Source organism: Streptomyces californicus, assembly GCF_000717645.1.
Taxonomy (GTDB): domain Bacteria; phylum Actinomycetota; class Actinomycetes; order Streptomycetales; family Streptomycetaceae; genus Streptomyces; species Streptomyces californicus.
This window is the reverse complement of sequence record NZ_JNZZ01000002.1, coordinates 510,820-525,896: the sequence shown is the minus strand read 5'-3', so window position 1 is coordinate 525,896 and position 15,077 is coordinate 510,820. Positions and strand designations below refer to the sequence as shown.

General features: G+C 72.7%; 13 protein-coding genes. 7 read left to right on the top strand and 6 right to left on the bottom strand.

What is annotated here, in order from left to right; genetic code table 11:
• Positions 1-17 precede the first annotated feature (17 nt).
• From IF19_RS0104775 to IF19_RS0104760, 4 genes are all read right to left on the bottom strand, one after another.
• Positions 18-770, bottom strand: a complete 753-nt coding sequence (locus IF19_RS0104775) for a LytR/AlgR family response regulator transcription factor (protein WP_030118213.1) — start codon at positions 768-770, stop codon at positions 18-20.
• Between the two features lie 177 nt (positions 771-947).
• Entirely contained in the window at positions 948-1,808 is an 861-nt protein-coding gene (locus IF19_RS0104770) for an Fpg/Nei family DNA glycosylase (RefSeq protein ID WP_030118212.1), read from the bottom strand.
• Positions 1,809-1,920: 112 nt separating this feature from the next.
• Positions 1,921-3,984: a SpoIIE family protein phosphatase gene (locus tag IF19_RS0104765; protein ID WP_030118211.1), complete on the bottom strand. Its 2,064-nt coding sequence runs from the start codon at positions 3,982-3,984 to the stop codon at positions 1,921-1,923.
• A 134-nt stretch (positions 3,985-4,118) separates the two neighbouring features.
• Positions 4,119-5,204, bottom strand: coding sequence for a DUF6777 domain-containing protein (locus IF19_RS0104760; RefSeq protein WP_030275995.1), 1,086 nt, complete (start codon positions 5,202-5,204; stop codon positions 4,119-4,121).
• A 177-nt stretch (positions 5,205-5,381) separates the two neighbouring features.
• Between IF19_RS0104760 and IF19_RS0104755 the strand changes: the two genes are divergently transcribed.
• The 3 genes from IF19_RS0104755 to IF19_RS0104745 are packed head-to-tail and all read left to right on the top strand — an operon-like array spanning position 5,382 to position 8,321.
• Positions 5,382-6,254, top strand: coding sequence for a YndJ family protein (locus IF19_RS0104755; RefSeq protein WP_030118209.1), 873 nt, complete (start codon positions 5,382-5,384; stop codon positions 6,252-6,254).
• Positions 6,251-6,808: a DUF1990 domain-containing protein gene (locus tag IF19_RS0104750; protein WP_050490715.1), complete on the top strand. Its 558-nt coding sequence runs from the start codon at positions 6,251-6,253 to the stop codon at positions 6,806-6,808. The genes IF19_RS0104755 and IF19_RS0104750 overlap by 4 nt, the downstream gene beginning before the upstream one ends.
• 58 nt (positions 6,809-6,866) lie before the next feature.
• Complete coding sequence (locus IF19_RS0104745; protein ID WP_030118207.1) at positions 6,867-8,321, top strand: lipase maturation factor family protein; 1,455 nt, start codon at positions 6,867-6,869, stop codon at positions 8,319-8,321.
• Positions 8,322-8,370: 49 nt separating this feature from the next.
• Here IF19_RS0104745 and IF19_RS1000000137565 read toward each other — a convergent pair whose 3' ends face one another.
• Positions 8,371-8,547 carry a hypothetical protein gene (locus IF19_RS1000000137565; protein ID WP_156095448.1) on the bottom strand — a complete coding sequence of 59 codons (177 nt, stop codon included), beginning with the start codon at positions 8,545-8,547 and terminating at the stop codon, positions 8,371-8,373.
• 359 nt (positions 8,548-8,906) lie between these two features.
• Positions 8,907-10,391, bottom strand: a complete 1,485-nt coding sequence (locus IF19_RS0104735; RefSeq protein ID WP_030118206.1) for an SDR family NAD(P)-dependent oxidoreductase — start codon at positions 10,389-10,391, stop codon at positions 8,907-8,909.
• A 257-nt stretch (positions 10,392-10,648) separates the two neighbouring features.
• Here IF19_RS0104735 and IF19_RS0104730 point away from each other — a divergent pair, with 257 nt between their 5' ends.
• The 4 genes from IF19_RS0104730 (at position 10,649) to IF19_RS0104715 (ending at position 15,044) form a co-directional block, all read left to right on the top strand.
• Entirely contained in the window at positions 10,649-11,545 is an 897-nt protein-coding gene (locus tag IF19_RS0104730) for an RNA polymerase sigma factor SigF (RefSeq protein ID WP_030118205.1), read from the top strand.
• A 205-nt stretch (positions 11,546-11,750) separates the two neighbouring features.
• A complete protein-coding gene (locus IF19_RS0104725; RefSeq protein WP_030188212.1) occupies positions 11,751-12,983 on the top strand; it encodes a PP2C family protein-serine/threonine phosphatase in 1,233 nt (410 codons plus the stop codon).
• Positions 12,973-14,604, top strand: a complete 1,632-nt coding sequence (locus IF19_RS0104720) for a sensor histidine kinase (protein ID WP_030275993.1) — start codon at positions 12,973-12,975, stop codon at positions 14,602-14,604. Before IF19_RS0104725 ends, IF19_RS0104720 begins: the two co-directional genes overlap by 11 nt.
• Positions 14,601-15,044, top strand: a complete 444-nt coding sequence (locus tag IF19_RS0104715) for a response regulator (protein ID WP_030118201.1) — start codon at positions 14,601-14,603, stop codon at positions 15,042-15,044. The genes IF19_RS0104720 and IF19_RS0104715 overlap by 4 nt, the downstream gene beginning before the upstream one ends.
• The last annotated feature ends 33 nt before the right edge of the window (positions 15,045-15,077 follow it).

The window sequence follows — 15,077 nt, the reverse complement described above, 5'->3', positions numbered from 1 at the left end:
CGAGGCGGTCGGGAAGGTCAGCGGCCGCCCTGGCGCATCAGGAGGTCGCGCAGTGCGCGGGTGTGGCGGCGGCTGACGGCGAGCTCGGCCTGCCCGATGCGTACGCTCATGCTGCCCGCGTCCAGGCGCAGTTCGTCGATCCGGCCGAGGGCCACCAGGTGGCGGCGGTGGATGCGGACGAAGCCGCGGGAGCGCCAGCGCTCCTCCAGGGTGGTGAGCGGGATGCGGACGAGGTGGCTTCCGGTGGCGGTGTGCAGCCGCGCGTAGTCGCCCTGCGCCTCGGCGTACGCGATCTCGTCGATGGGGACGAAGCGGATGACGCCGCCGAGTTCGACGGGGATCTGGTCGCCCGCGCCGTCGTGGACGGGGGCGGACCGGTCCCCCACCTGCTCGGCGACCCGGCGGACGGCCTCGGCGAGGCGTTCGCGGCGGACCGGTTTGAGGACGTAGTCGACGGCCTTGAGGTCGAACGCCTGGAGGGCGAAGCCCTCGTGCGCGGTGACGAAGACGATGAGCGGCGGTGCGGCGAACCCGGCGAGGAGCTGGGCGACGTCGAGCCCGGTGAGACCGGCCATGTGGATGTCGAGGAAGACGACGTCGATCGCGGACGGGTCGTCGGGTCCCGCGTCCACCGCGCCGCCGATGCGGCGCAGCGCCTCGGTCGCCCCGGTCGCGCCCTCCGCGCTGCGGACCCGGGGGTCGGCGCGCAGGAGGTAGAGCAGTTCCTCCAGGGCGGGTGGTTCGTCGTCGACGGCGAGTACGCGCAGCATGAGGCCGGAGTGTAGGTGCTCCCGGGGCCGTTGGCGCGGGTGATGTGCGGCTTGTTCCCGTACCGCAGCACTTGCCGGCGCCCCTGCCGCCGGGGGGTTCCCGGACGGGCCCGCGCGCGGCGGGAACGGCGTCGTGGGAACACGCGGCGGCGGTCCCGTTCGCGGTGCGCCCGGCCCTCACTTCAGGAACTTGGAGAGCCTCCGGTCGGCCAGCGGTTTGCCGCCGGTCTGGCAGGTGGGGCAGTACTGGAGCGCGGAGTCGCTGAAGGAGACCTCCAGGACGGTGTCCCCGCAGACCGGGCACGCCTCGCCGGCCCGCCCGTGGACCCGCATCCCGGTCTTCTTCTCGGCCTTCAGTTTGCCCGCCTCGACTCCGCTGGAGCGGTCCACGGCGTCCTCGAGCGTGGTGCGCAGCGCGGTGTACAGGCGGGTGACGTCGTCCTCGCGGAGGTCGGCGGTCCGTTTGAACGGGGACATCTTCGCGACGTGCAGGATCTCGTCGCTGTAGGCGTTGCCGATGCCCGCGATCAGCGACTGGTCCCGCAGCGCGCCCTTGATCTGGCGGCGTTCCCCGGCGAGCAGCGCGGCGAACGCGTCCCGGTCGAAGGCGTCGGCCAGCGGGTCCGGGCCGAGCCGGGCGATGCCCGGGACCTCCATGGGGTCGTGGACGAGGTGGACCGAGAGGCGCTTCTTGGTGCCCATCTCCGTCAGGTCGAAGCCGTCGCCGTCGGTGGTGACCAGGCGCAGGGCGAGCGGCCCCTTGCCGGGACGCGGCGGGGCGGCGGGGAAGGAGTCCTTCCAGCGCAGCCAGCCGGCTCGGGCGAGGTGCGTGCAGAGGTGCAGCCCGCCCGCCTCGATGTCGAGGAACTTGCCGTGCCGGGCGACCGAGGTGACGGTCGTGCCGTCCAGGGCGCTCAGCGGCGGGTCGTACGTCTTGAGGACGCTGATCGCCAGCGGCAGGACGCGGGCGATCTCCTTGCCGACCAGGCGGTCGTCGAGAAAGACCCGCAGGGCTTCGACTTCGGGCAGTTCGGGCATGGTCCCAGACTGCCGCAGCCGGGGGCCGGCTGCCTGTCAGGAGACCTGTGCGCGGTCCGCGCCGACGTCCGGCGGACCGGAGCTCAGCGCGCCGGCGCTCGCCGGACCGGGCTCAGCGCGCCGGGATGAGGAACTCGCACCACACGCACTTGCCGCTGCCGCGCGACTCCACGCCCCAGGCGTCGGCCAGCCGGTCCACCAGCATCAGGCCGCGCCCCGACACCCCGTCCTCGCCCGCGTCGCGGCGCCGGGGCAGCGCGCTGGAGCGGTCCTCGACGTCCACGCGCAGCCGCCGCTCGGCTCCGGTGAGGACCCGGACCGTGACGATCGCACCGCCGTCGGTGTGCATGAGCGCGTTGGTGGTCAGCTCGTCGGCCGCGAGCTCGATCTCGTCGGCCCGGTCCTTCGCGCCCCAGGCCCGCACCGCGGCCCGGATCATGTGCCGGGCCGAGCTCAGCGCCGCGGGGTCGTTCTGGGCGACGTGCTGCTGGAGCCGGCCGCCCGACTGCGGGGCGTGGGCGGCGCGGCGGCGCAACAGCAGGACCGCGACGTCGTCCTGGCCGCCGTGGCCGTCGACGGCGTCGCAGAGCAGGTCGGCCAGCTCCTGCAGGTCCCGCGGGCCGTCCGCGACGAGTGCGGTGAGCCGCTGCATGCCCTCGTCGAGGTCGGAGCCCGGGAGTTCGACGAGTCCGTCGGTGAACAGGATCATCGTCTGGCCCGGGTCGAGTTCCACCGTCGCGACCGGGTACTCCAGCCGCCCGAACTCCGCCGAGAGGCCCAGGGGCAGCCCGCCCTCGGCCACCACCCTGCGGCAGGCGCCGTCCACGTCCCGCACCACCGGGTCGACATGGCCGGCGCGGACCACCTGCACGACCCCGGTGGTGAGGTCGGCCTCGGCGTAGGTGCAGGTGGCGAAGCGGTCGGTGTCCAGTTCGTGGAGGAAGACGGAGGCGCGGGCCATCACCGTGGCGGGGCTGTGCCCCTCGGCGGCGTACGCGCGCAGGACGATCCGCAGCTGTCCCATGACGGCGGCGGCGTGCGTGTCGTGCCCCTGCACGTCCCCGATGACGGCGCCGACACGGCCGCCGGGCAGCGGGATCAGGTCGTACCAGTCGCCGCCGATGTCCCGGCCGAGGCGGGCGGAGCGGTAGCGGACGGCGACCTGTGCGCCGGGCACGGCGGGGATCCGGCGCGGGAGCATCGCCTGCTGGAGCCCCTCGGCGAGGTCGTGCTCCTGTTCGTAGAGCATGGCGCGCTGGAGACTCTGGGCGATCGAGGTGCCGAGCGCCATCAGGAGGTTGCGTTCGTCGGCGGTGAAGCCGGCCTTGTCGCTGTAGAGGAGGCCGAGCGCGCCGATCGGGCGGGCCTGGGCGATCAGCGGCATGTAGGCGGCGGAGGTGATCCCGAGGCGGCTGATGCCGGGCCACAGGATCGGGTAGGAGGCGGCGAACTCCTCGGCGGACTCGATGAAGCGGGGGGCCAGCGTGCGGACCACCTCGCTCATCGGGTACTGCTCGTCCACCCGGGTGTACCGGGTGCCGGGGACGTGCGCGGCCTCCGGGCCGTCGGCCACGAGGTGGATGCGGCCGGACTCCAGCAGGCCCATGACGAGGCTGGTGGCCCCGAGGTGGGCGAGCCCCTGGGAGTTCTTGAGGACGGCGATGACGTCCTTGACGGTACGGGCGTGGGCGAGCGCGGCGGTGGTGCCCTCGACCAGGCTGGTGCGCCGGCGGCGCTCCTCGTCCAGTTCGTGCCGGGCGGTGGAGTCGGCCAGTTCCTGGGTGGCGTCGCGGACGATTCCGATGATGCGGCGCGGCCGGCCGGTCTCGTCGCGGCGGACGAACCCCTGGGTGTGGGTCCAGCGCAGGGTGCCGTCGCGCCGCTGGACCCGGAAGTACGCGCCGTAGTTCACCCGGCCGCTCTTGAGGGCGTGCGAGACGAGCCCGTCCAGGCGCTGCGCCTCGTCCGTGGGCACGCGCGGGGCGAGCGAGGCCGGCCGGTCGTCGTATTCGTCCGGGGTCAGGTCGAACACGTCGAGGGCGGGCCGGTCCATGTGCATGAGGCCGGTGTCGAGGTCCCAGTCGAAGCTGCCCATACGGTTCAGGGCGAGGCTGAGGTCCGGGTGGGCGGGCCAGTCGTCGGGGAGCGACAGGGCGCCCGCTGCCCGATCATCCATGTCGGCCACTCTTCCACCATCTGTCGGATTCTTCTCGTCCGGCGCCGTCCGCCTCCGGTCCGATGCCGCCGTGCCCCGGTACGGCGGCCGGTGGTGCGGGCCGCCATACCGGGGTCAGGTTTCGTACGGTCCGCTCAGCCGGTGAAGCCGTCGCCGAGGCCCGCTTCCATGGGCTCCTCGTCGGGGGCGGCGGGCTCGTCCGGTTCGGCGGGGAAGACCTGGGTCGGCTCGGGCGCGACGTCCGGTACGCCCTCCTCGAACTCCCACGGATCGCCGGGCGGCGGGTCGCCGGAGTCGTCGGACGGCTCTCCGGGGCCGGGGTCCGTGGGCTCCCGAGGCGCCGAGGGGTCGGACGGGGTGGGTTCCGCAGGCGCGGATTCGGTGGGGCGGCCGGGCGAGGGGAAGAGCAGTTCGGCGTCGGGCTCGAACGGCGGCGGGTCGTCCGGGGTGCGGTCGCGGCCGCCGCTGTCGCCCACGGTCCGCTGGATCCAGGTGTTGTCGTCGGTGTCGGCGATGATCAGGCTGGTGGCCGCCCGCGGGCCGGGATCGACGGCCGCGACGCGGGCGGGGTCGTAGCCGGGCCAGCGTTCGCCCCGGTGGGCGGCCTTCCCGTCCGCCGTCCCGGCCGGCTTCAGCGGGTTGCCGCAGGCGCACCGGACGCGGGGCATTCCCCGGCCGTCGACCAGGACGGCGGTGCCCGCCTGGAGCACGGCCTGGAAGGCGGTGGCCGATCCGCCGCCGTAGCCGTGGTTGGTGACCTGGGTGTCGACGCTGAGGACGACCGGGGTGAGCGACTTCAGGTAGCCCGGGATCTGGACGGCCTCGATGTCGGACGCCTCGGCGAAGGCGCGCCCCTTGCCCTTGTCGTCGGCGAGCAGACGCGTCTGCCGCTCGACGTCGCAGGCGGCGACGGAGCGGCTGCCGCTGTAGAGCCCCGGAGCGGCGCCCGAGACCCGGTGGACCGTACGGGTGGCGGAGGGCGGGGCGGAGTCCGGGGTGGCGGAGGGGGCCGGAGAGGCCGGCGCCCGAGCCGTGGACGCGGTGAACGGTCCGGGGCCGGGGGAGGCGAGCGGCTGGAGGAGGACGTCCTTGGCCTCCGCCGTGCCCGTGGTGCCCTTCGCCGTCCGGTCGCCGCCTTCGGCGCAGCCCGCGACGGCGAGCAGCACTCCGGCGGACAGCGCGGCGAGCGCGGTCCGCCGGATACGTCTGGGTGAGCGCACAGAGCTCTCCTGCCTGTCTCCGGAAAACGGATGGTGTCGTCACCATCTGTGCCGCACCGCGCACGGACCCGCAAGCCGACGACTGCCCGGCACCCCGCCTTGAACGCGTTCAAGAAACCCTCTACTCTCACCTCAGAACTTGAACGCGTTCAATTCGCGGAGTCGTGGGGGTCAGCCGTGTCCGTCCTGGTCAACGTCATCGTCATGCTGGGCATGCTCGTCGTGGTCCCGGCGGGGCTCCGGCTGACCGAGCTGCGCGAGCTGGACCGGATACGCCGGCTCTGGCCCCTGTTCGCCGTGCCCGGCGCGATCGCCCTCTGGCTGCCGCGCGGCGGGCCGGCCACGGCTCTCGCGTGCTGCTACGCGCTGGGCACCGTCCTGCTCGCGCTGTACGCGCCACGGCGGGCGGCCCGAGGGCGGGATCTCGGCCCGGCCGGAATCGCCCTCCTCACCGCCCTGGTCACCCCGGCCGTCGCCGCGACCGCGCTGGTGGCCGAGCGCTCGGGCCACCAGCTGTTCGGCTTCGACCTCGGGATCCTGGCGCTGACCGTGCCGCACTTCCACTTCGCCGGATTCGCCGCCGCGCTGATCGCGGGCCTGGTCTGCCGGGTCTCCGACGGTCCGGCGGGCCGGTTCGCCGCCCTGAGCGTGCCCCTGGGCACCCTGCTCGTCCTGGCCGGCTACTTCATCGGCGACTGGGCCGAACTCGTGGGAGCGGTCGTCCTCACCGCCGGGATGTGGACGGTGGGGCTGCTGACCTGGCGCCTGGGCCGCGCCGCGGGCCGGGACCGGACGACCCGGTACCTGCTGCTCGCCTCCGCCGCCGTCCTGGTGGCCACGATGCTGCTGGCGCTGAGCTGGGCGGTCGGCGAGGCGACCGGACTGCCCCACCCCTCCTTGACCTGGATGGCCGCCACCCACGGCCTCGGCAACGCGCTGGGCTTCGCGCTCTGCTCGCTGCTGGCCTGGCGGCGCCTGCGCACCCGCACCCCCGCCCGTACGGAAGCCCTCGCCGGCCCCCGTACCCTCACCGAAGGCAGGACCGCATGAGCACCTTCACCTACCCGGAGACCGGCGCGACCCGGCACGGCCCGCTCCCCCGGGGCTACCACCACCTCCACCACCGCGCCCCGGTCGGCCGCGGCGAGGCGGACCTCGCCGCCGCCGGAGCGGCGATCACCGAGTGGCGGATGCACCGGGCCTCGGGAGCCGGGGTGGAGGCGTCGGCGCGGCGCGCGGAGCCCGGCGGAGACGTCCGGGTCTCCCTCGGCCTGGGCCCGCTGCGCTTCACCGCCCCGTGCGAGGTGGTCTGGACGGCGTACGGGGAGGAGGGCCGCACCGGGTTCGCCTACGGCACCCTGGCCGGGCATCCGGAGCGCGGCGAGGAGTGCTTCGTGGTGGAGCTGGCGGACGACGGGACCGTGTGGTTCACGGTGCTGGCGTTCTCGCGCCCCGCCGCCTGGTACACCCGGCTCGCCGGACCGCTGGTACCGCACGTCCAGCGCTGGTACGCCCGACGGCTCGGCCGCACGCTGCGCCGGCTCGTCGCCGGCGGGCGGGGTGCGTCCGGCGGACCCGGTCACGAGCCGCCGGGAGCGCCCTGACGCGCCCCGGCGCCGCGCGGAAGGGTCACCGGCCGGCTCCTGGCCGATACTGGCGGGGATGGACTGGTTCACCGCGGACGGCTACTGGCTGAGCCGGCTGGTCTTCCAGCGGGCACTGGCCGTGGTCTATCTGGCCGCCTTCCTCTCCGCCGCCCTCCAGTTCCGGGCGCTGATCGGCGAGCGCGGCATGACGCCCGTGCCCGAACTGCTGCGGCGCACCTCGTGGCGGGCAGCACCGGGGCTGTTCCGGCTGCACTACTCAAACCGTCTCTTCGCGACCGTCGCCTGGATCGGTTGCGCCCTCTCGCTCGCCCTTCTCGCCGGGGTGGACGGCCTGCTGCCGCTGTGGGGCGGCATGCTGCTCTGGGCGCTGCCGTGGGTGCTGTACCTGTCGATCGTCCAGGTGGGCCAGGTCTGGTACGGGTTCGGCTGGGAGTCGCTGCTGCTGGAGACGGGCTTCCTGGCCGTCTTCCTGGGCACCGGCGACACGGGCGCTCCGGTCCTGGTGCTGTGGCTGCTGCGGTGGCTGCTGTTCCGCGTGGAGTTCGGCGCGGGGCTCATCAAGATCCGCGGGGACGCGTGCTGGCGGAGGCTGACGTGCCTGGACTTCCACCACGAGACCCAGCCGATGCCCGGACCGCTGAGCTGGTTCTTCCACCACCTGCCCCGGCCGGTGCACCGGGTGGAGGCGGCGGCCAACAACGTCACCCAGCTGCTGGTGCCCTTCCTCCTGTTCACCCCGCAACCGGTGGCGGGCGCGGCGGCCGGCCTGATGGTCCTCACCCAGCTCTGGCTCGTTCTGTCGGGGAACTTCGCCTGGCTGAACTGGCTCACCATCGCGCTCGCGCTCTCCGCGATCGACTGGTCCTTCCTCACCGGGCCGCCACCGGTCCGGGCGGAGCCGCCGCTCTGGTACGTCGTGGTGGTCGTCGCCGTCACCCTGCTGGTCCTGGTGCTCAGCTACCGCCCGGCACTCAACCTGCTCTCCCGGCGGCAGGCGATGAACCGGTCCTACGACCCCCTGCACCTGGTCAACACCTACGGGGCGTTCGGCTCGATCAGCCGGATGCGGCTGGAGATCGTGGTCGAGGGGAGCGCCGACCCGGCGGATCGGGAGGACGCCGAGTGGCGGGAGTACGGCTTCAAGGGCAAGCCGGGCGATCCGCGCCGGATGCCGCGCCCCTTCGCCCCGTACCACCTGCGGCTCGACTGGATGATGTGGTTCGCCGCGCTCTCCCCCGCTTACGCCCGGCCCTGGTTCGGGGCGTTCGCCGAACGGCTGCTGGCGGGCGACCGGGACACGCTCCGGCTGCTCGGGCACAATCCCTTCCCGGACGAACCGCCCCGTCGGGTGCGCGCCCGGGTGTTCCACTACCGGTTCACCGGGCTCCGGGAGCTGCGGGCCACCGGCCGCTGGTGGCACCGGACCTGTGTCCGGGAGTTCCTGCGGCCCGTCTCCCGGCCTCTGCCGCCTGAGCGGAGGGACGGGGAGACGGGCCGCGGAAGGCGCTGACCGGCCGGCCGGGGCCGACGGGTCCGGCGCCTGAGGCGATCCCGGCGGATCAGTCGATGCCGGGCAGGATGTGCGGCTCGGCGAGGTCGTCCTCGTATCCGGCGAGCCGGATCGGGGCGGACCGGGCCCAGACCTCGATGTTCCGCAGCTTCTCGGGGCGGCCGGGCCGTCCGTGGGTCCGTTCGGCGGGGCGCATCTCGCGCTCGGTCAGTTCCGGTGTCGTCACCGCGCACTCCTCTGTGTCGCGTCACTCGGGGCGTCGCCGACGCTCCGGCACCGATGCCGGAGCGCGACCGCCCCCGAGCGGGGCAGGGATGGTGATATGTCGGTCGCGGTGGCGCCGGTTGAGGGCGGAACAGCGATCGGGTTACCGATCGTGTCCCAGGACGGTCGAGGAGCCTTCGTGGGCCCCTGGATGGCGTCCGTTCGCCTCAGCGTAACCAAATGAGCGCCGCCACGCTCGATAGAACGTGTGCAGTGGGTCACTTTCGGCCACCGATACAGCGGAAACCCGGCCCTGGATTCATCCTGGGCCGGGTTTCCGGGCCGCCGCGCGGAGGCGGACGGGAGGTTGAGCCGTTCGGGCTACCAGTTCGCGGGGGCGTAGTCCTTGAGGAAGCAGCCGTACAGGGCCTCGCCGCTCTCGCCGCGCACGATCGGGTCGTAGACCCGGGCCGCGCCGTCGACCAGGTCGAGGGGGGCGTGGAAGCCCTCCTCGGCGAGGCGCATCTTGTCCGGGTGCGGCCGCTCGTCGGTGATCCAGCCGGTGTCCACGGCCGTCATCAGGATGCCGTCCTTCTCGAACATCTCCTGGGCGCTGGTGCGGGTCAGCATGTTGAGCGCGGCCTTGGCCATGTTGGTGTGCGGGTGGCCCGCACCCTTGTAGCCGCGGCTGAAGACGCCCTCCATCGCGGAGACGTTGACGACGTACGCGTGCTTCGCGGCCGTCGCCGCCATCGCGGGACGCAGCCGGCTGATGAGGATGAACGGCGCGGTGGAGTTGCAGAGCTGGACCTCCAGCAGCTCGATCGGCTCGACCTCCTCGACCGTCTGGATCCAGCTGTTGGTGTCGTGCAGGTCGGGGACGAGGCCGCCCGCGTCGATCGCGGTGCCCGCGGCGATCCGGGCCGGGGAGGCGGAACCGGTGACCAGGGCGAGGTCGGTGACCTCCTGGGCGCTCAGCCCCTCCTTCCGGGCGCTCGGCAGCGCGGCGACCCGGTCGACCGTGCCGCTGTTGAAGGTGCCGATGACCTCGGCGGCGGGCAGTTCACCGGCGGGCAGCGGGGCCGACTCGGCGTTGACCAGCTCGCTGTAGGCGCCCGGGGAGCGGCGCACGGTCTGGGCGGCGTTGTTGATCAGGATGTCCAGCGGCCCCTCGGCGGCGACCGAGTCGGCGAGCGCGACGACCTGGGCGGGGTCGCGCAGGTCGATGCCGACGATCTTCAGCCGGTGGATCCACTCGTCGCTGTCCTCCATCGCCTTGAAGCGGCGGATCGCGTCGTTGGGGAAGCGGGTGGTGATCGTGGTGTGCGCGCCGTCGCGCAGCAGCCGCAGCGCGATGTACATGCCGATCTTCGCGCGTCCGCCGGTCAGCAGGGCCCGTCGTCCGGTCAGGTCGGTGCGGGCGTCGCGGCGGTCGCGGTTGTCCTTGGCGCACGTCCGGCAGAGCTGGTGGTAGAAGGCGTCGACCTCGACGTACCGCGTCTTGCAGATGTAGCAGGAGCGGGGGCGCTGGAGGATGCCCGCGATCTCGGCCTCGGCGGAGGACGAGGGCAGCACGCCCTGGGTCTCGTCGTCGATGCGCTCGGCCGACCCGGTCGCCGTGGCCTCGGTGACGGCCCGGTCGTGGGCGGTCTTCGCGGCGCGGCGCTCCTGACGGCGGCGCTGCTTCACGGTGCGGTAGATCCCGGCGGTGGCCCGGCGGACCAGGATGGCGTCCGGGTGGTCCACCTCGATACGGTCGAGCTCGTCGAGCACGCTCAGGCAGACGGCCAGCCGCTCCGGGTCGATACCGGGGCCGAACTCCTCGACGCCGGGAGCGAGCTCCGGGCCGTCCTCTGTCACCGTCATTGCCGTTCCTCTGTCATCTTCTCGCCGCGGGTCGTGGTTCACCGCAGGCCGAAACACCCCGATCAAGTCTGCCATGCGCGGCCCACTGCTCCGTTCGAGCGGTGTACGGGGGGCTCTGCCCTGTCGGACCCGGCGGGCGGGACGTCCGGGAGGGTCCGTGGAAAAAGCGCGAAGAAAACCTGAAGAAGACAGGAATGACTCCGCGATGACGGGGCAGGCGACGGTCCGACACATTGGGTAGCAGGGAGGGTGACACCATGACGGCGATGTCAGTGCAGGCCGCCGGGACGACGACGCCGCAGAGCGGTGACCGGATCGGTGCGCGGGCCGCGGACGTCACCGGTGAGCTGCCCTGGGTCGAGGACGCCGGGAAGGTCGCCCCCCAGGACGCGCGGGCCCTGTCGAAGATCTTCTTCGACAAGCTCCAGGTTCTGGAGGAGGGCACGCACGAGCACCAGTACGCGCGGAACACCCTGATCGAGATGAACCTCTCCCTGGTGCGGTTCGCGGCCTCCCGGTTCCGCAACCGGGGCGGCGACGACACCGAGGACATCATCCAGGTCGGCACGATCGGCCTGATCAAGGCCATCGACCGGTTCGACCTGTCGCGCGAGGTCGAGTTCGCCACCTTCGCCGTGCCCTACATCGTCGGTGAGATCAAGCGGTTCTTCCGCGACACCACCTGGTCGGTGCACGTGCCGCGGCGCCTCCAGGAGCTGCGGGTGGACCTCGCCAAGGCGAAGGAGCAGCTCTCGGCGAAGCTCGACCGCGACCCGACCGTCAAGGAGCTGGCCGCCCACCTCGACCTCCCGGAGGAGGAGATCATCGAGGGCCTGGTCGCCGCGAACGGCTACTCGGCCGGCTCGCTGGACACCCCCTCGGCCGACAGCGACTCGGGCCAGGAGCAGCGTGCGTACGCCGACGTGCTGGGCGAGGCCGACCCGGGCATGGAGGCCGTGGAGAACCTGCACGCCCTGGCCCCGCTGCTGGAGCAGCTCGACGACCGTGAGCGCCGGATCGTGCAGATGCGGTTCGGGGCGGAGATGACGCAGTCGCAGATCGGTGCGGAGCTGGGTGTCTCCCAGATGCACGTGTCGCGGCTGCTCAGCAGGATCGTCCAGCAGTTGCGCAAGGGAATGTGCGTCGAGGCGTGAGACCGTACGGACCTTCCGGGTTCGGCACGGATTCCAGCCGCCCGCCCTTCGGGGCGGGCGGTTTCGTGCCGTCCGCCCCACGCCCCGTCGCCGACGGGGCCTTTCGCTCGCATATGCTTCCTGACGATCAGGCCGGACGCACCGCGCCGTCGCACGAGAGGGTGGAGGGTTGACCGAGTCGCCCGTGGGCACATCACCGGTTCCTGTGGGCACCCCCGGCATCCCCGAGCAGGTCGGCATACCGCACCGGCCCGAGTCCCCGCTGTGGAACATCGACGCCTCGATCCTGCTGGTCGAGGACGACGCGGGTGACGCGCTGCTCGTCGAGGAGATGCTCACCGACAGCGAGCTGGACCCCTCCCTCACCTGGTGCAAGACGCTGGCCGAGGCCCGCGCTTTCCTGCACACCTCCACCACGCCGGTCTGCGTGCTCCTCGATCTGCACCTCCCCGACGTCCACGGGCTGGACGCGGTGCGCCAGATCCTGGAGTCGGACAGCGAGGCCGCGATCGTCGTCCTGACCGGCCTGGAGGACTCGGGGACCGGGCTCCGCGCGGTCGCCGGCGGCGCCCAGGACTACCTGGTCAAGGGGCGTCTCGGCCCCGAGATCCTCTCGCGCGCGATCCGCTACGCCCTCCAGCGCAAGGAAGTGGAACGGGCAGCGGCGGCCTTGCGCGCCAACCGGCTGATCGCCCAGGAGAACGCCCGCCTGGAGCGCGGTCTGCTGCCCGTCCCGCTGCTGCGGGACAACCGGTTCCACGCCCGTGCCCGGTACGAGCCGGGACGGGTCCACGGGCTCCTCAGCGGGGACTTCTACGACGTCGTGCAGACCTCGGACGGCACCGTGCACGCGGTGATCGGCGATGTCTCCGGGCACGGCGCGGCCGAGGCCGCGCTCGGCGTCTGCCTGCGGGTGGCCTGGCGTACCGCCGTCCTGTGCGGTACGTCCCAGACCGAGCAGATCGCGCTGCTGGAGGAGATCCTCGTCGCCGAGCGCTCGGACGCCCACGTGTTCGCCACCGTCACCTCCCTGGTCTTCTCGCCCGACCAGCGGCACGCCCAGATCCTGCGCGCGGGCCACCCCGGCCTGCTGCTGCGCCAGGGCGGCGACGTGACCTGGGTGGAGCCCGAGGGCGGCATGGCGCTCGGGCTGCTGCCCGGCATGGGCCGCTGGCCGACCGTGGACATCCCGCTGGCCCCGGGCGCGGGCGTGGTGCTCTTCACGGACGGCCTGTTCGAGGGGCGCGACGGGCCGGACAGCCGCCTCGGCGAGGAGGGGCTCCTCGCGATGGCACAGGACAACGGACATCTTCCGGCGCACGCGTTCGTCGACGCCCTGGTGGCGGGAGCCGCCGAGGGAGCCGCCCCCTACGGCGGCCTCGCGGACGACGTGGCCGTACTGCACTTGGGTTGGGGATCGGAACACGATGAGCACTGACAGCGCGCAGGGCATACCGGAGCAGGGCCTCGCCGCCCGGCTCTCGGTGCAGTCCTGGGTCCATCTGATCCTCGGCGGATTCGTCGTGGTCGTCTGCGCCTGTCTGGTGGTCGGCGGTCTGGTGCTCTCCCGGATGTCGCAACGCACCGACGAGCTGGTGGACCGTATCCAGCCGGCCCGCTCGGTCTCCTTCCAGCTGCAGAACGCCCTGCTCGACCAGGAGACCGGCGTCAGGGGTTTCGCCCTGACCGGCGACAGGTCCTTCCTGGAGCCCTACCGGAGCGGCAGGAGCGCGGAGGGCGAGCGGCTGGCGCAGGCGCGGAAGCTGGTCGGCGACGACGAGCGGCTGCGGGCCGACCTGGACGCGGTCGAGGCGGCCGCGGGCCGGTGGCGGCAGAACAAGGCGGAGCCGCTGATCGCGGCGGTCCGGGAGAGCGGCCCCAGCCGCTCGGGCACCACCGCGCAGCTCCAGAGCAGCAAGACGGAGTTCGACGGCCTGCGGCGCGCGTACACCGCACAGCAGAAGCACCTGGCGGAGGCCCGTGACCGGGCGCGGGCCGATCTGGACGCGGCGCGCACCACCCGCGACTGGGTGGTGGGCATCCTGCTCGCCGTTCTCGTGCTGACGATCGTGGCGCTCAGCGTGCTGCTCCACCGGGTGGTGGGCGTGCCGCTGAACCGGCTGCGGGCCGCCTCCGACGCGGTCAGCTCGGGCACCTTCGACCGCCGGATCGAGATCGAGGGCCCGTCCGACGTCCAGGCCGTGGCCGGGGCGGTGGAGAACATGCGCCGGCGGCTCTCGGACGAGCTGGCGGACGCCCAGAAGCGCGAGGAGCTGCTCGCGGGCCAGACGCAGGAGCTGCGCCGCTCCAACTCCGAGCTGGAGCAGTTCGCGTACGTCGCCTCCCACGACCTCCAGGAACCGCTGCGCAAGGTCGCCTCGTTCTGCCAGTTGCTGGAGAAGCGCTACGGCACCGAGGTGGACGACCGGGGGAAGCAGTACATCGCGTTCGCGGTGGACGGCGCGAAGCGCATGCAGGTGCTCATCAACGACCTGCTGACCTTCTCCCGGGTGGGCCGGGTCCACGACGGCTGGAAGCCGGTCGACCTGGGCCGGTCGCTCGACCGCGCCCTGGGCAATCTGGCGACGGCGGTCGAGGAGTCGGGCGCGGTCGTCGAACGGCCCGAGGAGCTGCCGGAGCTGGTCGGGGACTCCACGGCTCTCGCCATGGTCTGGCAGAACCTCATCGGCAACGCGGTGAAGTTCCGCCACCCCGACCGTGCGCCCCGGATCAGCGTGGAGTGCGTGCACGAGGACGACTTCTGGCACCTGACCGTGTCGGACAACGGGATCGGCATCGCGCCCGAGTTCGCGGACAAGGTGTTCGTGATCTTCCAGCGGCTGCACGGCCGTGACGAGTACGACGGGACGGGCATCGGCCTCGCGCTCTGCCGGAAGATCATCGAGTTCCACGGCGGCCGGATCTGGCTGGAGCAGGAACCGGCCGAGGGCACCCGTATCCACTTCACCCTGCCCGTGGCGTCCGCCGCGCCCACCCACACCACGGCGGAGCTGCTCGCTGCCGCCACGCCCACCAGCAAGTCGGGAGCCCCTTCGTGAACACGCCGGTACAGCCCATCGAGGTCCTGCTCGTGGAGGACGACCCGGGGGACGAGCTGATGACCCGCGAGGCGTTCGAGGACAACAAGATCCGCAACACCCTGCACGTCGTGCGCGACGGGCAGGAGGCGCTGGACTTCCTCTACCGGCGAGGCGAGTACGGCGACGCGCCCCGTCCCGACCTGGTGCTCCTGGACCTGAACCTGCCCAAGTACGACGGTCGGCAGGTGCTGGAGCAGATCAAGGGCGACCCCGAGCTCTCCCTCATCCCCGTCGTCGTGCTCACCACGTCCTCGGCGGAGGAGGACATCCTGCGCAGCTACAAGCTCCACGCCAACGCGTACGTGACGAAGCCGGTGGACCTCGACCAGTTCATCGCGGCGGTGCGCCAGATCGACGAGTTCTTCGTGACCGTGGTGCGGTTGCCGGGTCGTAAGTAGGATCAGCGACGATTCCCTCGGAGTGGGACTCGT

Coding starts and splice junctions, on each gene's coding strand:
- IF19_RS0104745 (WP_030118207.1), top strand. CDS start 6,867: ATGGACTGGTTCACCGCGGACGGCTACTGGCTGAGCCGGCTGGTCTTC.
- IF19_RS0104770 (WP_030118212.1), bottom strand. CDS start 1,808: ATGCCCGAACTGCCCGAAGTCGAAGCCCTGCGGGTCTTTCTCGACGAC.
- IF19_RS0104735 (WP_030118206.1), bottom strand. CDS start 10,391: ATGACGGTGACAGAGGACGGCCCGGAGCTCGCTCCCGGCGTCGAGGAG.
- IF19_RS0104750 (WP_050490715.1), top strand. CDS start 6,251: ATGAGCACCTTCACCTACCCGGAGACCGGCGCGACCCGGCACGGCCCG.
- IF19_RS0104730 (WP_030118205.1), top strand. CDS start 10,649: ATGACGGCGATGTCAGTGCAGGCCGCCGGGACGACGACGCCGCAGAGC.
- IF19_RS0104765 (WP_030118211.1), bottom strand. CDS start 3,984: ATGGATGATCGGGCAGCGGGCGCCCTGTCGCTCCCCGACGACTGGCCC.
- IF19_RS0104720 (WP_030275993.1), top strand. CDS start 12,973: ATGAGCACTGACAGCGCGCAGGGCATACCGGAGCAGGGCCTCGCCGCC.
- IF19_RS0104775 (WP_030118213.1), bottom strand. CDS start 770: ATGCTGCGCGTACTCGCCGTCGACGACGAACCACCCGCCCTGGAGGAA.